The sequence below is a fragment of the Pseudodesulfovibrio sp. JC047 genome, assembly GCF_010468615.1.
Lineage (GTDB): Bacteria > Desulfobacterota > Desulfovibrionia > Desulfovibrionales > Desulfovibrionaceae > Pseudodesulfovibrio.
The window spans coordinates 40,495-63,976 of the sequence record NZ_WUEH01000009.1; the positions used below are offsets into that span (position 1 = coordinate 40,495).

The 23,482-nt window shown below is 53.1% G+C and carries 15 protein-coding genes and 2 tRNA genes; 11 read left to right on the forward strand and 6 right to left on the reverse strand.

Features of this window, described 5'->3' with window-relative positions; all coding sequences use genetic code 11:
• Positions 1–342 precede the first annotated feature (342 nt).
• The 3 genes from GO013_RS07590 to GO013_RS07600 all read left to right on the forward strand — a co-directional run bounded on the left by GO013_RS07590 (position 343) and on the right by GO013_RS07600 (position 9,250).
• The gene (locus GO013_RS07590; protein WP_163809801.1) at positions 343–5,601 is read left to right on the forward strand and encodes a VCBS domain-containing protein; all 5,259 of its coding nucleotides are present in this window, start codon (positions 343–345) and stop codon (positions 5,599–5,601) included.
• Between the two features lie 66 nt (positions 5,602–5,667).
• Positions 5,668–7,914, forward strand: a complete 2,247-nt coding sequence (locus GO013_RS07595; RefSeq protein WP_163809803.1) for a type I secretion system permease/ATPase — start codon at positions 5,668–5,670, stop codon at positions 7,912–7,914.
• Complete coding sequence (locus GO013_RS07600; protein ID WP_163809805.1) at positions 7,907–9,250, forward strand: HlyD family type I secretion periplasmic adaptor subunit; 1,344 nt, start codon at positions 7,907–7,909, stop codon at positions 9,248–9,250. Before GO013_RS07595 ends, GO013_RS07600 begins: the two co-directional genes overlap by 8 nt.
• 126 nt (positions 9,251–9,376) lie before the next feature.
• On the opposite strand, the gene GO013_RS07605 is transcribed toward GO013_RS07600, so the two are convergent.
• From GO013_RS07605 to GO013_RS07615, 3 genes are all read right to left on the reverse strand, one after another.
• Positions 9,377–11,287 (reverse strand): aldehyde ferredoxin oxidoreductase family protein, encoded by a 1,911-nt coding sequence (locus GO013_RS07605; protein ID WP_163809807.1) that lies wholly within the window; start codon positions 11,285–11,287, stop codon positions 9,377–9,379.
• A 142-nt stretch (positions 11,288–11,429) separates the two neighbouring features.
• Positions 11,430–11,705, reverse strand: coding sequence for a hypothetical protein (locus tag GO013_RS07610; protein WP_163809809.1), 276 nt, complete (start codon positions 11,703–11,705; stop codon positions 11,430–11,432).
• A tRNA-Leu gene (locus GO013_RS07615) sits at positions 11,676–11,762 on the reverse strand. Before GO013_RS07615 ends, GO013_RS07610 begins: the two co-directional genes overlap by 30 nt.
• Before the next feature lie 153 nt (positions 11,763–11,915).
• On the opposite strand from GO013_RS07615, the gene GO013_RS07620 reads away from it, so the two are divergent.
• The 6 genes from GO013_RS07620 to GO013_RS07645 all read left to right on the forward strand — a co-directional run bounded on the left by GO013_RS07620 (position 11,916) and on the right by GO013_RS07645 (position 18,807).
• The gene (locus tag GO013_RS07620; RefSeq protein WP_163809811.1) at positions 11,916–12,821 is read left to right on the forward strand and encodes an AEC family transporter; all 906 of its coding nucleotides are present in this window, start codon (positions 11,916–11,918) and stop codon (positions 12,819–12,821) included.
• A gap of 72 nt (positions 12,822–12,893) precedes the next feature.
• Positions 12,894–13,424, forward strand: a complete 531-nt coding sequence (locus GO013_RS07625) for a GAK system XXXCH domain-containing protein (RefSeq protein ID WP_163809812.1) — start codon at positions 12,894–12,896, stop codon at positions 13,422–13,424.
• Positions 13,425–13,471: 47 nt separating this feature from the next.
• A complete protein-coding gene (locus GO013_RS07630) occupies positions 13,472–14,626 on the forward strand; it encodes a GAK system CofD-like protein (RefSeq protein WP_239057786.1) in 1,155 nt (384 codons plus the stop codon).
• A gap of 146 nt (positions 14,627–14,772) precedes the next feature.
• Positions 14,773–15,990: a bifunctional folylpolyglutamate synthase/dihydrofolate synthase gene (locus GO013_RS07635; protein WP_343219547.1), complete on the forward strand. Its 1,218-nt coding sequence runs from the start codon at positions 14,773–14,775 to the stop codon at positions 15,988–15,990.
• A gap of 12 nt (positions 15,991–16,002) precedes the next feature.
• Complete coding sequence (gene selA, locus GO013_RS07640) at positions 16,003–17,412, forward strand: L-seryl-tRNA(Sec) selenium transferase (protein WP_163809816.1); 1,410 nt, start codon at positions 16,003–16,005, stop codon at positions 17,410–17,412.
• A gap of 9 nt (positions 17,413–17,421) precedes the next feature.
• A complete protein-coding gene (locus GO013_RS07645; RefSeq protein WP_163809818.1) occupies positions 17,422–18,807 on the forward strand; it encodes an aminopeptidase in 1,386 nt (461 codons plus the stop codon).
• A gap of 73 nt (positions 18,808–18,880) precedes the next feature.
• Here the strand turns inward: GO013_RS07645 and GO013_RS07650 are convergent, their stop codons facing one another.
• Together GO013_RS07650 and GO013_RS07655 are read right to left on the reverse strand one after the other, a co-directional pair.
• Positions 18,881–19,432 carry a tetratricopeptide repeat protein gene (locus tag GO013_RS07650; protein WP_163809820.1) on the reverse strand — a complete coding sequence of 184 codons (552 nt, stop codon included), beginning with the start codon at positions 19,430–19,432 and terminating at the stop codon, positions 18,881–18,883.
• A gap of 48 nt (positions 19,433–19,480) precedes the next feature.
• The gene (locus GO013_RS07655; RefSeq protein ID WP_163809822.1) at positions 19,481–20,431 is read right to left on the reverse strand and encodes a FecR domain-containing protein; all 951 of its coding nucleotides are present in this window, start codon (positions 20,429–20,431) and stop codon (positions 19,481–19,483) included.
• A 213-nt stretch (positions 20,432–20,644) separates the two neighbouring features.
• On the opposite strand from GO013_RS07655, the gene selB reads away from it, so the two are divergent.
• Both selB and GO013_RS07665 read left to right on the forward strand, forming a co-directional pair.
• A complete protein-coding gene (selB, locus tag GO013_RS07660) occupies positions 20,645–22,552 on the forward strand; it encodes a selenocysteine-specific translation elongation factor (RefSeq protein ID WP_163809824.1) in 1,908 nt (635 codons plus the stop codon).
• Positions 22,553–22,583: 31 nt separating this feature from the next.
• A complete protein-coding gene (locus GO013_RS07665; RefSeq protein WP_163809826.1) occupies positions 22,584–23,378 on the forward strand; it encodes a lipid-binding SYLF domain-containing protein in 795 nt (264 codons plus the stop codon).
• Here GO013_RS07665 and GO013_RS07670 read toward each other — a convergent pair.
• A tRNA-His gene (locus GO013_RS07670) sits at positions 23,367–23,442 on the reverse strand. The genes GO013_RS07665 and GO013_RS07670 overlap by 12 nt on opposite strands.
• Positions 23,443–23,482: the final 40 nt, after the last annotated feature.

Below are 23,482 nucleotides of genomic sequence, written 5' to 3' on the forward strand. Positions count from 1 at the left end.
AAAGGGTTGCCATGGTCGTTTCCCCTTAAAAGGGGAGCTGGTGGGGATTGGTTTTTGGATTGTGGAAATGGAAATAAAACAAGGCGTCATTCCTGAATTGGTGGACTGAGTTTTTTGGAGGGCTTGCAGGTTCAATTTGTTTTTGTGGAGAATCGGGAAGAGAACTGGAACATCATGGCAAAAGTGTACAAAAAAAAATGGGTATGGTATCGATAAACAGTCTGTTCTCAAGAGCATTGAGGTGTGTGCTTTGCGGAGCGGGGTTGCTTTGTGGATGCAGGGCGTTTCGCAAGTGGTTTCATCGAGAGACATTTCCTTGTACTTTGTCGTGGGAGAATCCGTATGGGAAAAGATATTTCTTCACTTTTCAGACCCTTGGCAGATGGCAAAACCATCCTTTTGGACGTTTCATGCAGGATTCATCTGGTGACGGGGACGGTTTTTCTCGTTGCTTCGGATGGAACCATGCAGCCGGTCCAGCTTGGACAGGAACTTCCTTCAGGAGCGCATATTTTTATCGAATCCGGGGCCATTTCCTTGGGATATGCGGATCACTCTGTTGTCTCTCTAGTCAGTACGGACCGTGTGTCCGCAGCGTTTCATGAAACAAAGGCCGAAATGGCAAGCGATGAATCGGATGAAGGGGGCCGAAAAGATGCCGCTCAGGAAGGGGAGGATTTTTCAGCTCATGGGCAGTTGGGGCAGCTGACGCAGGTCAGTCCGCAGATTCTCGCCTTGCAACATTCGGAAGAAAGCATTTTGGCCTCACACCGGGAAGAGCCGATTTTCATGCACGAAATGTTTGAAGTGCCGCCATTGAGTGTCGGTGTCATCGCGCTTTCAGCCAATGAAGTGCTGCATGATTTTCATGATGTCGCTTCCATTTCATTGACGATGTCCGGTTTGCAGGTCATTCCGCCGCAGTCCGCGACCATTTCGGGGCAGGATACCGGGCTTGTCATAGAGGACCAGAAGCTTTCGACACAGGGACAGTTGTCGGTGGTTGATCCCAACCTTGGCCAGGATCATTTTGTTCAATCCACTCTTGTCGGTCCATTGGGGACGTTCTCGATTGGCAGAAACGGACAATGGAATTTTGTCGTCGATTCGACAAGTCGTACCGTGCAGGCCCTTGGTGTGGGCAAATCTCTGACCAGTGCCTTCATGGTCCAGAGTGCCGATGGGACAAGACATCAGGTTCTGGTCGAAATCGATGGCACGGATGACGCTCCGGTGCTTCAGGCGCAGAGCCAGTCCGTAACCGAGGACGGAGCCGTGCTTTTCGGCCATATGAGTGCCACTGATATCGATGTCGGCGATACGCTGACCTATGGAACCACTGCTGTTGTTGCGGGATTCTCCCTGCATCCTGACGGGAGTTATCAGTTTGATTCGTCCAATCCCAGTTATCAACATCTGGCCGTCGGTGGGGCGCAAACCCTGTCGATTCCGGTGACGGTAACGGACAGCCAGGGAGCGACCTCGTCCCAAAATCTTGTCATTACCGTGCATGGAACCAATGATGCCCCGGTGCTTCAGGCACAGAGTCAATCCGTGACCGAAGACGGAGCAGTGCTTTCCGGTCAATTGAGTGCAACGGATATTGATACTGGCGATACGCTGACGTATGGGACCAATGCTGTTGTTGCGGGGTTCACCCTGCATCCTGACGGGAGTTATCAGTTTGACCCCACCGATTCTAGTTACCAACACTTGGCGGTCGGTCAGACCGAAAAAGTGAGTATTCCGGTTGTGGTGACCGATTCCCAGGGGGGGACGGATACGCGCACGATGGAAATCGTGGTAACCGGGACGAATGATGCGCCAGTTGTTAGTGGGACCACTGTCTTGCCGTCCGGCACCGAAGACCAACCCGTGACCCTGCTCGCGAGTGATCTCTTGAGCCATGCCACGGATGTTGATGCCACTGACAGCCTCAGTGTCTCGAACCTGAGGGTGGACCATGGAACGATCCTCGACAACAAGGATGGCACGTTCACGTTGTCGCCGGAAAAGGATTACAATGGTCAGGTCCATCTGATCTATGACGTGGTCGATGGACATGGGGGAACGACCCCGGCACAGGCATCCATGAGTGTGGCAGCGGTCGGCGATGCGGCAACCATTACCGGTGTGGATACTGGGGATGTCACGGAAGATGTAAATACGTATCCAACGGTCTCCTTTTTGGCACATCAAATCCATACTTCTGGCCAATTGACCATCACCGACCCGGATTCCGGGGAAGATCATTTCGATTTCAAGTCCTTTATTTCTTGGAGTGCTCGACCTGATTTGCGACCATATTCCAGTGCCCATGGAGGGCGGCTCTCAATAGATCAAGATGGAACGTGGGAGTATATTATTGACACGAGAAAGCCGGAGATTCAGCGGCTCGGCGTTGGAGACACGCTCAAGGATACAGTCAAGATTCAGTCCGCGGATGGAACGGAACATACGATCGAAATAACGATTCACGGTACCAATGATGCGCCCACGGTGAGCGGTGCGACACTCCTTGCCCCGGGCACCGAAGACCAACCCGTGACCCTGCTCGCGAGTGATCTCTTGAGCCATGCCACGGATGTTGATGCCACTGACAGCCTCAGTGTCTCGAACCTGAGGGCAGACCATGGAACGATCATCGACAACAAGGACGGCACGTACACGCTGTCGCCGGAAAAGGATTACAATGGTCAGGTCCATCTGACCTATGACGTGGTCGACACCCATGGGGGATCGACTCCGGCACAGGCGTCCATGAGTGTGGCAGCGGTCGGCGATGCGGCAACCATCTCCGGCGTGGATACCGGGGATGTCACGGAAGATTTCGATCCGTATTCACCGAATTCGTTTATGGCACATCATATCAATACGTCAGGTCAACTGACCATCACCGATCCGGATTCCGGGGAAGATCGTTTTGATTTCAAGGCTTTTATTTCCGTTCCCGGTCACGCTGAGTACAGGCCATATACAACTGCGCTTGGCGGGCTGCTTGCAATAGAGCCTGATGGGGCGTGGACCTATGCTGTGGATACGAGAAAGCCGGAGATTCAACGGCTCGGCGTTGGAGACACGCTCAAGGATACAGTCAAGATTCAGTCCGCGGATGGAACGGAACATACGATCGAAATAACGATTCATGGGGCCAATGATGCGCCCACGGTGAGCGGTGTCACGCTTCTTGCCCCGGGCACCGAAGATCAACCCGTGACCCTGCTCGCGAGTGATCTCTTGAGTCACTCCACGGATGTTGATGCCGGAGACAGCCTCAGTGTCTCGAACCTGAGGGCTGACCATGGAACGATTATCGACAACAAGGACGGCACGTTCACGTTGTCACTGAAGAAAGATTACAATGGTCAGGTCCATCTGACCTATGACGTGGTCGATGGACATGGGGGAACGACCCCGGCTCAGGCGTCCATGAGTGTGGCAGCCACTGGCGATGCGGCAACCATTGCCGATGTGCAGACTCATGCGAGCAAAATTTCCGTGACTGAAGACCAAGGGTATATCAATACGCATCATGAACTTGAATATCACGGGAAACTTATCATCCATGATCCTGATGCGGGCGAAGACCATTTTGATGTCAACAGGGGACCACAGACATATACAGGCATAGGATATGATACCCAACTCGGCGGGCATGTCGTTTTGGCTGCCGATGGGACCTACAGCTATTCCATTGATAATAGAAAGGATGTGATACAGCGTCTTGGAGATGGGGATTCGATAACCGACCATGTCACCATCCGGTCGGCGGATGGGACCACGCACGACATCGCCGTGGTCATCAACGGAACCAACGACGCGCCAGTGGTTTCCTCAGCCCCAGATCTCGGCAGCACGTCGGAGGAGACCCCGGTTCACATCACTGCCGCACAACTTCTGGCGGGAGTCAGTGATATCGACAGCAGTTCGGTCAGTGTCGTTGACGGTTCGTTGTCGTCTCCGCATGGAATTTTCACCGGAACAGCAGCGACCGGATATACGTTCACCCCGGCAAAGGATTTTCATGGAACCGATCTTGATATCAGCTACAAGGTCACTGATGGAAGTCTTCAGACTCCAGCCCATGCCACGATTGATGTGACGCCGGTGACTGATCCCGCGTCGGTGGGTGTCACCATGTCTGCCGAGCAGGAGGTCATTTCCACCGGAACCGTGGATGGCCGTATCATGGTCGGGGATATTGCCGCTGGGCAACCTTTGCGTGAATTGACGCTTGAATTCACGGTGATTGGTCATGCCACGGGAACCTCCGGTGGGTCTCAGGGACCCGTCATATTCAATTTTGGTGATGCAACGCACAACAACATGCTGTCGTTGTGGAATCCGGCCAACATGAAAGTTGGTGGCGCTGGAGACCATGCCACAGGAGTAAATCTCGAAGACGGCAATTCTCACAGGATAACCCTCACTTGGGAATCCTCCAGCGGGGATTTGAAAGTCTTTGATAATGGGAATCTGGTCTCGACCATCCCCAATTATCACAAGGGCGGCACCTTGCCTGAGGACGCGTATATGGTGTTGGGACAAAAATTGAATCACCCAGAAAACCCGGCTGCTCCCGGATGGAACAGTGCGGAACACTATCAGGGTGAAGTCTTCAACGCGGCTCTTGCCCATCACGCACTCTCTGACAGTGAGGTTGCCAAGGCTCCGCTTGCTTCCCAGTTGGATCACGCTTCGGGGTTGCTGCTCGATGTGCGCAGTGTCGGGGGGCATCTGGTGGACACGACCGGGACCCATTCCTTGACCGATGAAGGGGACCTTGGTCACGTTTCAAGTCAGGTGGATACCTCTTTGACGCCACCACCTCCCGGGTCGTTGCTGCATCTGGACGTGGATGTCACGGCCCCGGCTGATTCCCAGGATCAGGTGACAGGGACGACGATTGACGGCTTCCCTGTCGGGACGCTTTTGTCGGACGGTCATCATTCCGTGACGGTTGGAACAAATCCGGTGGATGTCGATGGGTGGGATCTTGACCATCTGACCGCTCAACTGCATGGGGCTGCCAGCAACTTCCTCATTGCCGTAACCGCTGAAACCACGGGACCGGATGGACAGACCGCTTCACATACTTCTGAAATTCCCGTCAATATGGATTTGAATCAGCCCTTGGCCGTACCGACGGCTCACGATGAACCGCTTTCCGATGACGAACAGGATGCCATTGACGCCGCCTTTTTGGCCCAGACCGATGGTCATGACAGTGGTCATGATTCGCATGAAAGTCCCATTGATCTCAGGGGGCTTGGAGGGACTTCCGACGAAGATCATGACACGGATCACGATCGGACGGCAGACCATGACGGGCATGAATCCGGTTCGGATGCGGCCCAAGAGGCAGCACCTTTTGAGGTGACTGTTTCCCTTGATGATCTGCTTCAGCCTCCGGATGGCATGGATTCCCTGTTGGCTGGACAGCCGGAAAAGGCACCTGTTGCAGCCCCGCCTGCCGAGGCCGGGGAAAGTGGTCATGAAGGGGCTTCTCCGGCCGGAGGAGACGATTTGGATGGAGGAACACCGGATGCATCGGTCTTGGATGCGAATCTGGTGGACTCCTCGGATGACGAACATCTGTAGTTTCAATGTTTCCTGTTGTCGATATCGTCAACAGGATTGATATGGTCTCAGCAAAAGGAACCGATCATGAATGATGCACCTCATGGCGATCAGCAAAAAAAGCGTGGCAACACGATGAATTCCGAATGGGAGTATCCAGACAATGCAGATACGTTTCTTGATCCATTGCTGACTTCATTGAGTATCATGGCCAAATTACATGGCCGTCCGATGACTCCAGAATCTTTGACTGTCGGATTGCCTTTGGAAGAAAATGCGTTGACAGTATCCTTATACTTCCGAGCTGCGGAAAGAGTGGGCTTTTCAAGCCGCATTGCCAAACGATCTTTGAGTGAGCTGAACAATGTCGTGTGCCCGTGCATTCTGCTGTTGGAAAATCGCCGATGCTGTGTGTTGACCGCGATCGACCATGAAAAAAAGCGTGCTGAAATAATTGTTCCCGAGGCGAGCGAGGGCAGAGGATTGGACGATGGTGGACAAACCGTTGGAAGTGAAATCGTTTCTTTGGAAAAATTGAACACGGTTTTTGAGGGACATGTGTTGTTCTCGAAACCTGAATTTCAATTTGAAAAAAGGACCGAAGCGGGGCTGTTTCTTGAAGGAGAGCATTGGTTTTGGGGAACAATTTTGCTGTCCTGGCGAATTTATCGGGATGTGTTCCTTGCGACCATTCTGATCAACCTTTTTGTGCTGGTCAGTCCGTTTTTTGTCCGAAATGTCTATAATCGGGTGGTCCCGAATAACGCCATCGAGACTATGTGGTGGCTCGCTTTCGGGGCCTGTCTCGCCTTTTCTTTCGATATTGTGCTGCGAATCGTGCGGACCTATTTCCTCGATCTTGCGGGAAAAAAGTCTGATCTGATTCTTTCGGCCCGGCTTTTTGGTCAGGCTCTCGGGATGCGTTTTGAAGGGAGACCGCAGTCGGTTGGGACGTTCGCAAAAAATATTCAGGAATTTGAAGTTGTCAGGGATTTCGTGACCTCCGCGAGTTTGGGGGCGGTTGTTGATCTGCCGTTTGCTCTGCTTTTCCTTGCGGTGATCGGGATAATGTCCGGGCCGCTTGTGTGGGTGCCTGTCGGAGCCATTGTCGTGATTCTTGTTTCCGGATTGTTTTTTCATCCGGTAATGAAGTCAGCTGTGGTGAAATCTTCTCGGGCCAGTTCCCAGAAAAACGGTCTGCTTGTCGAAAGTCTGCACGGTCTGGAATCCGTCAAGGCCACTGGTGCCGAGGGCCAATTGCAACGGAAATGGGAAGAAGCGGTCAGCTTCATCGCCCAATGCAACATGAAGAGTCGTCTTATTTCGTCAACGGCTGGGTCCGTGGGGACGTATGCCAACCAACTTTCGACGATCATTCTTCTTATCTATGGAGTGTATCTCATCAAGGATGGGGAGTTGAACATGGGGTCATTGATTGCCGCCATGATGCTCAATTCCAGAGCCATCGTTCCTTTTGTCCGTCTGGCGAATATTGCTACCCGATACACCTCTGCCCGGGCTGCCTACGCGTCTTTGAAAACCGTCATGGAATTGGAACAGGAGCGGCCTTCCGACAAGAAATTCATCTATCACCCATCGTTTGAAGGGCGTGTGGTCTTTGACCAGGTCGATTTCAACTATCCGGGATCGGAACACCTTGCCCTGGCCGGTGTCAGTTTTTCGTTCAACTCACGAAATCATGTCGGGATTATCGGGAAAATCGGTTCGGGAAAATCCACCATAGCCCGGTTGCTCATCGGGCTGTATCGGCCAATAAAAGGCGTTATTGAAATTGACGGGATCAATCTCAACCAACTGGACCCGGCTGCATTGCGGCGGCATGTCGGATTGGTGACGCAGGACCAGGTGCTGTTTTATGGCACGATTCGGGAAAATATTGTCATGGGGGTGCCTCATGTGGATGATCATGTCCTGAACAGGGCCGCAACCCTGGCAGGGGTGATGGATTTTGCTGTGCATCAGCCGGATGGACTTGATATGAATGTCGGAGAGCAAGGAAGGGCACTGTCCGGCGGGCAACGGCAATGCGTCTTGCTTGCTCGTGCCCTTTTGCTCGATCCCCCCATTCTTTTGCTGGATGAACCGACCAGCTCCATGGATAACAGTTCCGAGCAGGCTTTTATCAAGCGACTGAAGACCATTGTTGGAAAGAAAACCTTGATTCTCGTGACGCACAAGGCCTCGTTGTTGACGCTTGTTGATCAGTTGATTGTTATGGATCACGGGCAAATTGTTGTTCAGGGTCCAAAGGACACGGTCATTCGACAGTTGCAGGAAGAGAACGTTTCAGAGGGACAGAAATCTCATGCATGATACCGATACACAATCAGATGCAGGACGCCCGACGCCATCGATGGACCGGGATACCACGTACTCGACAGACGCGCAGGCCGCAGTTCTTTTGCAAAGTCCACGCGGGGGCCGTCTCTTGTTGTATATTATCGTCCTTTTTGTTGCTGCTGCGTTTGTTTGGGCATGGCTGGCGCAAATAGATGACGTCATCAAAGGACAGGGCAAGGTAATTCCCTTGTCGAAAAATCAACTTATCCAAAATCTTGAGGGAGGCATTCTCAAAGAGGTGCTTGTCAGGGAAGGGCAGGTTGTCGAAAAAGGGACCCCGCTTTTGTTGCTTAAGGATTTGCAGTTTTCGGCAGATTTTCAAAAAAATAGATTTGAGGCGATCAGTTTACAGGCTGCCATCGAACGGTTGGAGGCCGAGGCCCGAGGAAATGAACTTGTTTTTTCGGAAAAGCTTGAATCGCAATATCCTGAGGTGGTTGCGGAACAGCGGGATCTCGCACAAAGCCGTCGCGAAAACCTTCAGAATCAGATTGACGTTCTGGAGTTGTCCAAGAAGGAAAAGCAGGCGACAGTCGCACAACTCAAACAGAAAATGCGTAATGCCCAAGTGAAATACAATCTGGCAGTCACGGAATTACGAAAGTATGAGCCGTTGCAAAAAAGTGGTGTTGTTTCGGAACTGGACGTTTTGCGGGAAAGAGAAAAGGTCATCGAAGCAAAGACAATCATGGATGACGCCCGACTTGCTATACCGGAAGTTGAAGCAATGGTTTTGGAAATTCAGGAGCGAATTGATCGTGCTGTGACTGATTTCAAGGAACAGGCGCGTCAAGAAAAGAGTGATTTGACTCGGAAATCGCAGGGATTAATTGCTTTTCAAGCGTCGCTCAAGGACAAGGTGGACAGGACAGTTATCAAGTCGCCGGTTCGAGGGACGGTCAAGAAGACGTATGTGGATACGATTGGTGGGACCGTGCGGCCCGGAATGACGGTGATGGAAATTGTCCCCATCGACGACACGCTTTTGATCGAAACGAAAATAGCCCCCAAGGATATCGGTTTCATCAGGCTTGGACAAAAGGCGAAGATCAAATTGAGTGCCTACGATTTTGCGGTGTATGGAGGGCTTGTCGGCGAAGTACAGCAGGTTTCGGCGGACTCCATGACCGATGAACAAGGTCGGACGTATTTTATCATCAAGGTGAGTACGCCGCAGCATTATATTGGGAATCAGGATGACAATCTGTTAATCATTCCCGGAATGCAGGCAGAGGTCGATATCGTCGTGACCCGGCGGAACATTCTTGATTATGTCTTGCGTCCCCTGTTGAAGTCGAAGTTCAATTGATTCGGTTTTTGATTGGCCTGAACACATGGAACAAAATGGATGAAGCAGGCCGTGCATTCGTGGTTGTCCATGAATGCACGGCCTGTCCGTGTGCGAGAGTGGCGAGTGATGCCGTGCGTGTGGTTTTTATTCGGGGTGAAGCCCGAAGTCGTTTTGCTTATTCATGTATCGGGTCAGATCGAGCCTTTCGATTGTGGCGGGAGTGGGGATGCCTGTTTCCAGATTCCAGCCGCAGGCCGTATAATATTCATCCAACAGTGCATCATAGTTCTCGATGACGCAGTCTTTATTGTCCTTGTACGTGCCGAATTCCGGGGTGGAACGGACCCGCTTGGGTAACATGTCATCTTGACGGCGCAGGCCCTCCCGCATGTTGAACAGGCGTTGGAGTGTGTGAACCCTTTCGCCGACCCTGATAAGTTCGTCGGCATCCATGTCCCAGCCGGTCGTGGCACTGAGCATACTGGCCCAGTGGTCGGGATTCAGTCCGGCGTAGCTCATGAATTTGCAGGTGCAGAGGACATCTGGAAGAATCAGTCCCCGCTGAAGGAGCGCACACTCGGTGCCTTTGCCCATTTCATCCCACCTGTCGTATTTTTCTGGATCGCTGACACCATGATCCATCATGCCCCAGTCCATCTTGCCACGGTCGTAGGCCATGCCTTCAAGCGGGTGGATGTGACACATGCCCCGGTTGGCGGTGCCATAGGCGATGCCAAGAAGTTTTCCGGAGCGGGGATCATGGGCCGGGCCTTCAAGGCCTTTGACGTGGATGGCGAATTTTTTCGATCCCTTGCCGATAATCTCAGCAGCTTTTCGGACGCCATTGGCCAGAATGTCGCCAATGCCTTCTCGAAAGACGATTTTTTGCACCATTCGAGGCAGGGCGTCGCTTGCTCCCCATGTCAGATCAATGCCGTCGAGATCGTCATCCGTGAAAATGTCATGTTCATGACATTCCATGGCGAATGAAATCAGTGCGCCTGTTGAAATGGTATCGATTCCCCAGCGGTTGCACAGGTAGTCACAATGGACCGCCACATCCATGTCCTTATTCAACAGAAATGCCGTGAAGACACTGATGCTTTCATATTCGGCCCCTTCATGTTTCGGGGTCTTGTATGCGCCTTTTTTGACCTCACAGACCCTGCCACACCCGATGGGACATCCTGAATAGCATTGCTTGGACGAGACCAGATTGTTTTTTTGAAAGTCCTCAAAGAGTTCGGCACCCTGGCCCCAATTATTGGACCGCCAGTTCTTGGATGGCCAATCGCCTTCCTCGTCGTTGTCCGGCATGTCCCCAACCGTGCCGAATTCGTTGAAGCCGTCACGCATTTCGTTTTCCCGGACGGTCTTCATGGCTGTTCTGGACGCTGTCATGAACTCCTTTGCGTCCGCGTGCTCCGCTTGACGAGAGCCTGCCACGGCGATGGCAAGGATGTTTTTGGCCCCCATGACCGTGCCGCCGCCGCTACGACCGGCCGCCCTGTCCCGATACATGATGGACGCAAAGGCCACGAGGTTTTCCCCGGCTTGCCCAATGCACATGACAGACGGTTTTTTGCTGCCGTGAATCAGTTTTTTTTCGAGAATGTCGGTTTTTTCGTAGACGTCTTTTCCCTGAAGAAACGCAGCGTCTTTCAGTGATGGTGTGCCATCGACGATGGAGAGGTAGACCGGCTTTTTTGATGAGCCTTCGAGGATGAGGATATCGAATCCGGCCTTTCGTAGGTCCGGCCCGAAGTTGCCGCCACAGCGGGATTCCCCCCACGCACCAGTCAATGGGGATTTGAAACAGACCATGATGCTGCCACCGCCCGGAACCAGATTGCTGGTGAGCGGGCTGGTGGCAAAGACGAGTTTGTTGTCCGGTCCCAGAGGATCGACGCCGGCCTTGAGTTCGCGAAACAGGATCTCTATGCCATACCCTGTGCCGCCGACAAATCGTCGGGCTGTTTTCGGGTCGATGGCCTCTTCATGGCACAGTCCAGTTGTCAGATTCACCCTGAGTGTTTTTCCGATATATCCTTTCATTGTCGTTCCTTGTGAAACCCTTCGGAAGTCTATTCCGTCGAGTTCATGTGTGATTTTGACGTCCATGGCCGCAGGTCTCAAAGACCGTGTGTGGCCAATTTCGCCGATGATGACAGTGAGCGCTATCGAGTCACGGCGTCGTTCAAAACCAGACGTATTTTTGGTTTGCCGGAGAAACGCTTTTCAGAGGATATTCCGAGCGGGTGACGTCTCGAAAAAAGCCTTTTTGTTGAATTCGCGCACGCTTCCGGCCAACTAAAAACACAAGGGTTTTCTTCAGAAGGCTGTAATAACGAGTGATTGCTTTGAATGCAACCGGTTTGCGAATGGACGAGGTCTCCCACAACGAAAAAGGGCTGCGACGTGTGTCACAGCCCTTGTTCTTTACTGGTGCCGAAGAGAAGATTCGAACTTCCACGGAGAAACCCCCACATGGTCCTGAACCATGCGTGTCTACCAATTCCACCACTTCGGCACGTTCAGGAGGAGTGGTTTATAAATGGCCTTTCAGTGCTTTGCAAGTCTTTTTTGAGTTTTTTCGGCTGGGAATGACTTTTTTTAAAAGTAAATATTCGCTTGAATTTGAAATCGAATGGCTCTACCGTCCGCGCAGAAATTGGAGCGATCAATGGTAAATTTTATATTGTTATGTGTCTGTTTTGTTTTAGGTTTAGCTATACGTATGGCCGGAATTGTTGATGAGAAAGGACCGGCGGCTTTGAACGCGGTGGTCATTTACATGTCAATGCCTGCATTGGCCTTGTTGTATGCCCATTCCCTTCCCATGGGGGTGGAGTTGATTTTTCCCGCAGCCATGGGCTGGATCGTGTTTGCGATCGGGTACGTTTTCTTTACGGTGTTGGGCAAGATTTTTGATTGGGATGAGAAAACCGTGGTCTGCCTGACGTTGTGTGTGGGCCTTGGCAACACATCCTTTGTCGGATTGCCCATGATCGAAACTTTTTTTGGGCAACAGTATATCGGTATCGGTATGTTGTGTGATACAGGAGGATCGTTTCTGGCATTGGCTATCCCCGGTATCATTTTGGCCGCCAAGGTCTCGGGGGCTGAAGTCAATGGGCCAATGGTGGCAAAAAAGGTCCTTTTGTTCCCGCCGTTTCTCGCGGTGGTGCTCGGTATCGCGCTTCAGCCCGTGACGTATCCTGACTGGGTGACCGGGGTGTTGACGCGCCTGGGGTCCACTCTCAGTCCCTTGGCCCTTTTGTCCGTGGGAATGACGTTGAGTGTGAACTCGCTTCGGGGCCATACTCGGGAATTGTTGTGGGGCTTGGGTTACAAGCTTGTCCTCGCCCCGTTGATTATCCTTCTATTGTATATGGTTGTCTTGGGAAAAACCGATGTTGTCACCCGAGTGACGGTTTTTGAAGCGGCCATGGGACCGATGGTCACGGGTGGTATTATCGCCATGAGTCATGGGGTGAAGTCGTCTTTGGCCGTGGCGTTGGTCGGTGTGGGAACCGTTGTCTCTTTTGCGACATTGCCTGCATGGTATGCGGTGATACAGCTGTTTTAACGGGAAAACAGTGCTTGCATCCCGAGGGGAAAATTGTTTCTATACTTGAATCAACCCTTCCATGGAGTGCGTATGAGTCGCGGAACACAATTTTTCAAGCATATGGATGACACCGATCTTCCCGGGTTTTTCCGTGAATTGGCGGATGCCTTGGAAAATGGCGGCACTGGCGAATTGACCTGTGTCGATGATTTCAAGAAGTTCAAGATCAAGGGGCGGATCGACTTTGGTCAGGTCCGCCTCGACATGAAATTTTCGAGTGCTCAGGAGTGTCTCGCACCGCCGGAGATTGAATGCGAAGAGTGCGGGGCGTTCAAGCCTGCATACAAGGATCTCAAGAAACAGATGAAGTCCAGTTTTAAAACGCTGGTCAAAATGATTCATGAAGGGGTTGAACCACCTCGGCCGGCCGTGGAATCCTTTTTGGACGATGCGGCACTCATGGTGACGTATGCCGGATATGGTGATGAATATTATGACGCATTTACCGCAGCGTGTTCGACTTTCAGGGAAGCGTATGAATCGGGTGACATCACGCGGATGCACACCGCGATTGATGCGTTGCTGCATGAAAAGGGACGCTGCCACGCAAAATATGCATAATTCGGATTGCAATGGTGTGAAGCGGTCAGCGGATGCGGGAGGACTGCATGGGAGAGCATAACGCGGTGGAGCGATATAGACGCAGTCCCGAACTCGGGCCGTCCCTTTTCTTTTTCAGCGGGGGATCGGCATTACGGGAAACATCCCAGGCCTTGGCCGGGCTGACGTATAATTCTGTCCATTGCATCACCCCCTTTGATTCCGGTGGCAGTTCTGCCGTACTTCGGGAGGCCTTTGGCATTCCGGCGGTGGGTGATATCCGAAACAGGCTCATGGCTTTGGCCGACCAGTCGGTGCGTGGCAATAACGGTGTGTATGCGCTGTTTACCCATCGACTGAGCAAGCAGGCCAGTCGAGCGGAGTTGCTTGTCGAGCTGGAACGGCTGGCGAGTGGCGAACATTTCTTGATGCATTGCATCACGACACCAGTCAGTGGTGTCATCATGGAGCATTTACACCATTTTTTGGAGATCATGCCCCTGGATTTCGATTTGCGTGGGGCGAGCGTGGGAAATCTCATTCTCACGGCAGGGTATCTTTCGCATGATCGGGAAATGGGACCGGTTATCGACATGTTTTCCACTGTGGCTACCTTGCGCGGGTTGGTCCGTCCTGTCGTGGATAGAGACCTGCATCTGGTGGCGGAATTGGAGGATGGGACAACCGTTCTCGGGCAACATCGCATGACCGGCAAGGAAGTGTCGCCGCTCCATGCTCCGATTCAATCAATGTGGCTGACCGATTCTCTGGAAACCGGCACCCCTGTTTCGCCCGATGTGGACGCCGTGATTCGGGGGTATCTCGTGACCGCAGATTTGATCTGCTACCCGCCGGGCAGTTTGTATTCGAGTGTGATTGCCAATCTCTTGCCCAACGGGGTGGGGGAAGCGGTCTGCGAAAATCCGTGTCCCAAGGTTTTTGTTCCAAGCATGGGGCACGACCCGGAGGCCGCAGGGCTGTCCGTGGCTGACCAGGCTCGTCAATTGCTTCGGTATCTTGCGGCCAGTGGTGCCCCGGACAATTGTCGGCCTCTTGATTGTGTCGTTGTAGATAGTCGCAATGGTTCGTATCCGAGTGGGGTCGATATTCCGGCATTGCGGGATATGGGATTGACGGTGGAGGACCATCAATTGGTGACAGAGAAGAGTGCCCCGTACATCGATGGACAATTGTTGGCCGAATTGTTGGTTTCTCTCTGTTGAACACTGTTTTTTTTGCGCCGTCACTGAGAGCATTTCTGGCTGATTCGTCGCCATTTTTTTGGCTGTTTCGTCCTTTGTGTCCATAAATTTTGAAGCCGTGTTGTTAGAGGTTTCATGCTACACCGATTCCTGCTAAAAGGGCTGCCGTGACACACATACATGATTATTCCCAACTGACTGAGTACATGGATCGGCTCGGACTCTTTCATATGGATTTGAGTCTGGACCGCATGAAGGCCTTTATGACCAACCATGGTCCCATTGATTTTCCCGTGGTGCATGTCGTTGGAACCAATGGTAAAGGATCAACCTCTGCCTTTTTCAGTTCCATGGCTCGTGCCCACGGCCTGACAGTGGGGGGCTTTTCGTCTCCCCATTTCGTGACACCGCGAGAACGGGTGCATATCAACGGAACCATGGTGTCCCGTGAGACGTGGGTGGAGCTGGCCAATGCCGTGCTGTCCTCGCCCGGCGGTGATGCCTTGACCTATTTTGAATTCCAGACCTGTCTGGCCGTCCTCGCATTTGAGCGGGAAGGGGTGGACGTCGCCGTGATGGAAGCGGGATTGGGCGGTCGATTCGATGCCACCAATGTCCTGAATCCGGGGCTGACGTTGTTCACGCCGATCGGTATGGATCATGAAAAGATTTTGGGGCCGACGTTGACGGATATTGCCACGGACAAGGCCGGAGCCATCCAGTCTGCCAGTGTGGCAGTAACCGGCGCGCAGGAACCCGATGCCATGATTCAATTGCAGGATCGTGCCCAGACCGTTGGCGCACGGTTGATGTATGCCGTTGATTTGGCCGACCCGGTTCGGGATGTGCCATTGGGACTTCAGGGGATTCATCAGACCATGAATGCTCGGCTTGCCCTGGCAGGCTGGCGGTGGTTTGCCACCGAACACTCCGTGTCGAGTGATTCTGCGTGTGAGACCGCAGGACTGAAGTCCGCCTTCATTCCCGGTCGATTGCAGACTGTTTTTGTCCACGGGCGAAAGATCGTGCTCGATGGAGCACACAACAGTCACGCGCTGATCGCGTTGTCCGCAGCATTGAAAGCGCAGGATCTCCGTCCAGGGTGCGTGATCTTTACCTGTTTGAAAGACAAGACCCTGGCTCCGATGATTCCATTGGTACAAAGCTTGACAGACGGCCCGATTTTGGTGCCTTCAATGGAGGGGCAAAGAGCGCAGAGTGCCGAGTCGTTGGCAAATTCCCTTGGTGAAAAGGCGCAACCCGTTCCATCGATGCAAGCAGCACTTGAAATGGGAGCAGACTTCGAGGGAACGACACTTGTGTGCGGGTCCTTGTACTTGTTGGCGGAATTCTATAAATTGTACCCGGACTTTTTGACTGTTTAACGAGAGAGACTCATGCGTCACATTTTCAGGGCCTTGCCGTCCATGGACCATATCCTTGCATCCTTTGTTGAGAAAGGTGGTTTTCATGGTGTGCCACGGCCATTAGTCAAAGATTTGGTGAATGATTTCATGGATATATGCCGGGAAGAAATTCGTTCTGGCGTTATTACCGACCCGGAGCAGGTGGCTCTCGAAGTCCTGTTGCCCCGGTTGACCGCGTTTATTCGCGTCCAGGCCCGGCCACATTTCAGGCGGGTTCTCAACGGGACCGGTGTCGTTATTCACACCAATCTGGGCCGGTCGCTTTTGGCAAAATCGGCCATCAAGGCCGTGACCGAGGCGTGTGGACATTATTCCAATTGTGAATTTGATCTGTCCACGGGCCATCGTGGGAGCCGATATTCCCATGTGGAGAAGCTCTTGTGTGACATCACGGGAGCCGAAGCCGCTCTGGTCGTCAACAACAATGCGGCAGCGGTGTTCATCATGCTGGAAACCCTGGCCAAAGACCGGGAAGTGATCGTGTCCCGGGGGCAGTTGGTGGAGATCGGAGGGTCGTTTCGTATCCCGGATGTCATGACGAAATCCGGGGCCATTTTGCATGAGGTCGGTGCGACCAATCGAAGCCATGTGCATGATTACGAAAGTGCTATCAACGACAATACGGGCGCGCTTATGCGGGTTCATACCTCCAATTTCCGCGTGGTGGGTTTTACCAAGGAAGTGACCCTGCCGGAAATGCGTGCGTTGGGCGATACATATCATTTGCCGGTCATTGAGGATTTGGGCAGTGGATCACTGTATTCGTTCGAGGGAAGTGGTTTGCTCGGAGAGCCGACGGTTCAGCAGACTGTGGCCCAGGGCGCGGATGTGGTGTCTTTTTCCGGGGACAAGGTGCTTGGCGGTCCGCAGGCCGGGATCATTGTCGGTCGCAAGGAGTACATAGACCGGATCAAGAAGAACCCGATCAATCGGGCCATGCGCATCGATAAAATGACGCTGGCCGCATTGGAAGCGACCTTGCGACTCTATCTGGATATGGACGAGGCACCCCGTTCGGTGCCGACGTTGAAGATGATTACGGCATCGCCCGAGGCCCTGAAAAGCAAGGCGCGTCGCCTTGCGGACGCCATTCGGCTCTCACTTGGTGACCGGGCCGAGGTCTCCATGAAAAAAGGCGCGTCCCGCGTGGGTGGTGGTGCGTTTCCTGAATATGACCTGCCCGGGACCATGGTTTCGGTGACGGTTGCGAATATTTCCGTGGGTGATCTGAAAGATGCGTTGCTTCAGACCGACCCGCCGCTGGTGGCGCGTATCGAGGATGATGCCTTTCTACTTGATCCGCGAACGCTGGCTTCGACCGAACTCAAATTGGCCGCCTCCGTGTTGGAGCAGGCCGTGGTTTCCCTGACCGAAAAATAAGGATGCGATATGAGCAAGAACACCACACTTGAATATGAACCGAAAACCGCGTGGGACGTGTATTCGTCTCCGGAAGATCGGAAAGCCATGGATGCCATGGCTCAGGACTATGTGAAATTTCTCAGTGAATGCAAGACGGAACGGCTGGTCATGGATTACGTGCGTTCTCGCGTGGAACACGCCGGGTTCAAGGACGATCTCAAGGCTCCCCTCGCATTTCGATTCAATCGGAACAAGACCTGTTTCCTCGCTCGAAAGGGCAAACGTCGTCTGTCTGAAGGGTTCCGTCTGATCGGTGCTCATGCGGATTGTCCCCGTTTGGATTTGAAGCAGCGTCCTTTGTATGAAGATACGGATATCTGCCTTGCCAAGACCCATTATTATGGGGGTATCCGCAAGTATCAGTGGTTGACCATTCCGCTGGCTTTGCACGGAACCGTGGTCAAGAAATCCGGTGAGGAAATCACTGTCTGCATCGGTGAACATCCTGATGATCCGGTTTTTACCATCACGGACCTGTTGCCGCATCTGGCCGCCAATGAGATGGGCAAGAAGGTGTCGGACGCGTTCGAGGCGGAAAAATTGAATTTGGTCTTTGGTCATGCACCTGTGGCCAAGGAAGGCGATGACGGCGAAGCCGTCAAGGAGCCGGTCAAACGGATGGTGCTTGAACTGCTTGAACAGCGGTATGGCATCGACGAGTCCGATTTTTTCAGTGCCGAGATGCAGGCCGTCCCGGCTGGCCCGGCCCGTTTTGTCGGCTTGGATAAGGGAACCATCGGCGGTTACGGTCAGGACGATCGGTCCAGCGTGTTTTGTGCGTTGGAAGCCCTGTTGGCCGAGGAAGAACCTGAATATGCCCAGATTGTCCTGTTTTGGGACAAGGAAGAAATCGGGTCCGAAGGTTCCACTGGTGCCAAGTCCTACTTCTTTGAATATTGCATGGAAGAGCTGGCCGAGGCATGGGAACCCGGTGCGCGGTTGTCGTCCATCTTCATGAATGGTTCGGTTTTGTCGGCTGACGTGTCCGCAGCCATGGACCCGGATTTCAAGGATGTCTACGAATCCTTGAATTCTGCCCGTATGGGATATGGCCCTTGTTTCAACAAGTTTACCGGCCATCGTGGCAAGGTCGGAGCCAATGATGCGCATCCCGATTATATCGCGTGGTTGCGCCGGATTTTTGATGACGCGGGTATCCCGTGGCATATGTCCGAGCTGGGAAAGGTGGATGTCGGCGGTGGTGGCACCGTGGCAAAATTCCTGGCGGTGTACGGCATGGATGTCATTGACGTGGGGGTGCCGGTTCTGTCCATGCACTCTCCGTTCGAGCTGGCGTCCAAGGCGGATATTTACGCCTGCACGTTGGCTTTCAGAGAGTTCCTGAAACGGTAACGCGTTTAATTGTTCACATTGAAGGGGGAAGGTCTTTACGGCCTTCCCCCTTTTTTTTGAGCAAATGTGTGGCTTATTGCTGGTAGACGGCGGCGAGGCCTTCTTTGGTCAACAGTTCATCCTTGACCGGAAAACCGGCGTTTTTCGCTTCCTGCATCCAGTGAAGCGCGGTGGTCATGTCTTTGGGAACGCCAAGTCCGTCGGCGTAGAGATTGCCGAGATAGTACATGGAGACATCATGGCCGTTTTCGGCGGCGGTCTTGATCCATGCGGCCCCGGTTGTCGGGTTTTGTGGCACACCGTCTCCATAGATGTAGAAGAGACCGAGCATGAGCTGTGCATCCTGCTGTCCAGCGTCTGCGGCTTGTTGCAGCAACTCGGCGGCCTTGGGCAGGTCCTGCGGGACTCCTTGGCCTTCCGCGTGCATGACCGCGAGGTGGTATTTGGCGATGTCACTGCCATCGGCCACTGCTTCGGTATATGCATCATAGGCAGCGGTATAATCCTGTTGTTGGTATGCCTTGTCGCCTTTTCGTTCGGCCACTTGAGCCATGACCGCACAGCCCCCGACAAAGAAGGCGAGGACGGTCACAAGCAGTGTGTGGTGTATGTATCGTCGTCTCATTGAATTTCCTTATTCTTGCGTTAATGGGAAAAAACAATCGATCAGGGGTTAGGGGCCGCTCGGACTGGGACCGTCAGGTCCATCAGGTCCATCTGTTGGACCTTGTTCGCCGCCTTGTTGTTCTTTGCCTTCACTGCCGCCGAAATCGCCGTATGGGCCACCCTTGTTCCGGGAATTTTCCATGGCTCGACGACAGTCTTTTTGCTGTTTGATTCGATGAATTTTAGCATAATCAGGCGGCTGATTCACGCCGGAAAGGCTGCCTTTTGTTCGGTCCATCTGCTGTTTGAATGCCTGAATCTTGCGATTGAGGTCCTTGCGAGATCGTGTGCCGACACCGAGTTCTCCCAGTGATGTCATGGGAGCATGTTTGATGACCTTGTTGATGGTTTTCTGGGAAACCGGGGTCGGTTTGGAGATTTCGCCGGTTTTTGGATTCACTGAGACGGATGTTCGAGGGGAGCCAAGGGTTCTGGCTCCAACGGTCATGGTGTGGCCCTTGGAGAGTTTGGTGTTGCCGATTTCTTCTTTTTCAGGCGTGATGACGGCAAAGATTTCCGTGCCTCGAATGCCGATGGTCGTGGTGGGTGTCTGCAAGGCGAATGCATCCGGGTTGGTCTTGACGATTTGTCCCGTCACATAGCGGAATGTGCCTTTGCCCATTTTGAAGAGCAGTTTGGATGCCGATGTGTCTTCGGAGTACACAAATTCATCCAGTGCAATGCGTGATTCCGGGCCTTGCGAATAGATGGAGTCGTCATTGAAGTGTATTTCGACATGACTGTGCATTCCGGTAACGATGGTTTCATGGGCCATGACCGGGAGGTTGAGGTCGAGATTCCGTATGGTGCCGTTGGATTGTTCGGCGATGACTGTGCCCTCCATGGACGCGACTTCGCCGATAGGCTCTCCGGCGGCAAAGGCCGAGAGTGTGAATACCAGCCAGATGAACGCGGTCATCGTGGCGGTATTTCGGGAAAATGGACTGAAAATTCGCATGAGTTCCTCTCTCAAAAACAAAATTTAATACTTATCGTTCCATATAGCCTCTGGATGAATTCGGTCAACTTTTTTCTGCTATAGACAGCCTGTTTTTTTGCGGGGAGAAAATGAAAGGCGTCGGGCTTTTTTGGATGCTTGTGGCGCAGGCCGTTTTTCTCTATCCTTGACCATTCGATTGTCAGCGAGAACTCTATTCAAGGATAATTTTATATGCCCGTCATCATGGGAACAGCCGGTCACATCGACCATGGAAAGACCACACTCATCAAAGCACTTACCGGCATTGATTGCGATCGACTTTCCGAAGAGAAAAAACGGGGCATTACCATTGAACTTGGTTTTGCCTTTCTGGATTTGGGAACGGGGAACAGGCTCGGTATCGTCGATGTCCCCGGTCATGAAAAATTTGTCAAGAATATGGTGGCCGGAGCTGCGGGCATCGACTTCGTCGTGCTAGTTATTGCCGCAGATGAAGGCATCATGCCACAGACGCGGGAGCATCTTGAAATTTGTCAATTGCTCGGCGTGAGCACCGGGCTGGTCGTGTTGACCAAGACCGATATGGTGGATCAGGAATGGTTGGACATGGTGGAAGAGGAAGTCGCAAGTTACCTTGAACCGACCTTTTTGGCCGGTGCGCCGATACTGCCTGTCTCCGCTCATACGGGAGAAGGGCTGGACGCATTGAAAGATCAATTGCGCGCCCTGATAACCGAATTCAAGCCGCGTCGGCGGTCAGACCTGTTCCGGTTGCCGGTGGATCGGGTGTTCACCATGAAGGGGCACGGTACCGTCGTCACTGGCACCATGGTGTCCGGGGCTGTTTCCGTGGGAGAGGATGTGGTCTTGTATCCCAAGGGGAAGGCCACCAAGGTGCGGAGCTTGCAATCCCATGGTGAGACCGTGGACACGGCGCAGGCCGGACGGCGGACCGCGATCAACCTGTCTGGGTTGGAAGTGGAAGATATCAAGCGAGGGGATGTTCTGGCTCGTCCCGGTTCCCTGTTTCCGTCCACGGTGTGGGATATCGAATTGACGGTGCTTGAGTCATCCCATCTGCCGCTCAAACATCGGCGTGAAATCCATTTTCATCATGGGGCACGGGAAGTGTTGGCCCGAGTTTATTTATTGGATCGAGAGGATCTGAAACCGGGCGAGACCTGTGTGTGCCAGGTCCGGTTTTCCGAACCGCTGGCCGCAGTGTATGGCGACCGTATTGTTTTGCGCGCATTTTCTCCGCTCCGCGCGTTTGCGGGCGGGCGGGTGATAGGACCCGTCGGACACAAGGTCAAACGGTTCTCAGGCAAAGTGGGCCGTATGCAGCAGCTTGCTGCGGACACGCCCGAAGCCGTGGTGACCGCTCAGTTGGAACTGGTTGGTCCCGCTGGTCTGACATTTGCTGAACTGCTGACCATGACCAACCTTGAAACCAAGGGGCTTGAAAAAACGCTGGGCGTGCTCGGCGGACAGCAGAAAGCCATTTTGTTCGACAAGGAGACCCGTCGGTATGCCGGAGGCGAATTGGCGAAAAATCTTGGCGAGAGCCTGCATGATTTCCTGACAGATTTTCATGCCAGGGAGTCCATGAAACCCGGGGTTCAGCGGGGTGAATTGGCGTCGTCGTGGGGCACGGATTTACCACCTAAGCTCTTTCATTTCGTGGTGGAACGAGCCATCAAGGCCGGGACCATCGTTGCCGAGCAGGAATTGTTGAAACTCAAAGGCCATACGGTCTCGCTTGCGTCGGATCAGAAAAAGGTTCGAGAAGTGATTTTGGACGCGTATACCAAGGGTGGAAGCACGCCGCCGAATCTCAAGGATGTTCTTGAACCGCTTGGCATGGATTTCAAGCAGGCCGCGTCTGTCTTGAAGGTGTTGCAGGAGCAGGGCGAATTGATTCGTCTCAAAGGCGATATGTATTATCACAGGACCGCCCTGGATGACCTTCAACGGCGGATATGTGATTTTTTTGCCGACAATCAGGAAATGTCTGCGCCAGACTGCAAGGAGATCACCGGGCTGTCCCGGAAGTATCTCATTCCCATATTGGAATATTTTGATAAAGAGAAATTGACCGTTCGGGTGGGAGACGTCCGTCATCTCCGGAAACGTTCTTGACACAGGGGAACACTCCCTTTAGGGCATTCTCATGGATAAACGGCATTGGTGTGTTGTGACATTGATCGCGGTACTTGGACTGATGGCTGGCTGCGCCGGGAAAACCACCCGGGGCGCGGTCAATGATTTGGCCGTGGCCAATGCCATGGTAGACGCTGCTGCGGATGTACTTGAAACAACCATTGCCAATGATACGGACGGCACGGTTCGGGCCTTGCTCGGCAAGGCCAAAGGCGTGTTGATCATTCCGGCTGTGGACGAAGCGAGCCTGTTGGTCTCCGTGGGCGGTGGCAACGCCGTGCTTATGGCCTTGACCGATCAAGGCTGGACCGGGCCGGTCTTCATGACCAAGGGCACGGTTGGCGTTGGTTTTCAGGCCGGGGTGTCCAGACAATCCGGCATACTGCTTTTCATGCATCAGGACGATGTCCGCTATATGTTGCGGACCGGGGCCATTGTGCAGGCCCACGCCAGACTGATCGTTCTGAATGTGGCGTATGAAATTCACGAAACAGATGCCTTTTACGAATCTGGTGATGTGTATTTCGTGGGCGATCGAAAAGGTGTGTACGCCGGTCTGGCCGTCAACAGTGGCGGATTCACGGATCGAACGGTTTTGAATGAAGTGTACACTGGCGTACCGGGCGGTGGTCCGCGTGCGATTTTACTGGAGCGGAAACTCCAACCCGAAGGCGCACAGCGTTTGCGTGATCTGTTGTCTCAAACAGGCAATGGAATGAAGGACAGTGCTGAACAGCAACTGTTTTGGCAAAAGAAAAGGACGGAATCGAAATTCCGTCCTGAACTGTCTCTTTGGGGTGAGTGATGGGACTTGAACCCACGGCCACCTGGGCCACAACCAGGTGCTCTACCAACTGAGCTACACCCACCGTGTGAGGAGAGGTTTCTAGCTAACGATTCTCTCGCGGT

Coding starts and splice junctions, on each gene's coding strand:
- GO013_RS07595 (WP_163809803.1), top strand. CDS start 5,668: ATGAATGATGCACCTCATGGCGATCAGCAAAAAAAGCGTGGCAACACG.
- GO013_RS07590 (WP_163809801.1), top strand. CDS start 343: ATGGGAAAAGATATTTCTTCACTTTTCAGACCCTTGGCAGATGGCAAA.
- GO013_RS07600 (WP_163809805.1), top strand. CDS start 7,907: ATGCATGATACCGATACACAATCAGATGCAGGACGCCCGACGCCATCG.
- GO013_RS07625 (WP_163809812.1), top strand. CDS start 12,894: ATGAGTCGCGGAACACAATTTTTCAAGCATATGGATGACACCGATCTT.
- GO013_RS07605 (WP_163809807.1), bottom strand. CDS start 11,287: ATGAAAGGATATATCGGAAAAACACTCAGGGTGAATCTGACAACTGGA.
- GO013_RS07650 (WP_163809820.1), bottom strand. CDS start 19,432: ATGAGACGACGATACATACACCACACACTGCTTGTGACCGTCCTCGCC.
- selA (WP_163809816.1), top strand. CDS start 16,003: ATGCGTCACATTTTCAGGGCCTTGCCGTCCATGGACCATATCCTTGCA.
- GO013_RS07645 (WP_163809818.1), top strand. CDS start 17,422: ATGAGCAAGAACACCACACTTGAATATGAACCGAAAACCGCGTGGGAC.
- GO013_RS07630 (WP_239057786.1), top strand. CDS start 13,472: ATGGGAGAGCATAACGCGGTGGAGCGATATAGACGCAGTCCCGAACTC.
- selB (WP_163809824.1), top strand. CDS start 20,645: ATGCCCGTCATCATGGGAACAGCCGGTCACATCGACCATGGAAAGACC.
- GO013_RS07620 (WP_163809811.1), top strand. CDS start 11,916: ATGGTAAATTTTATATTGTTATGTGTCTGTTTTGTTTTAGGTTTAGCT.
- GO013_RS07665 (WP_163809826.1), top strand. CDS start 22,584: ATGGATAAACGGCATTGGTGTGTTGTGACATTGATCGCGGTACTTGGA.
- GO013_RS07655 (WP_163809822.1), bottom strand. CDS start 20,431: ATGCGAATTTTCAGTCCATTTTCCCGAAATACCGCCACGATGACCGCG.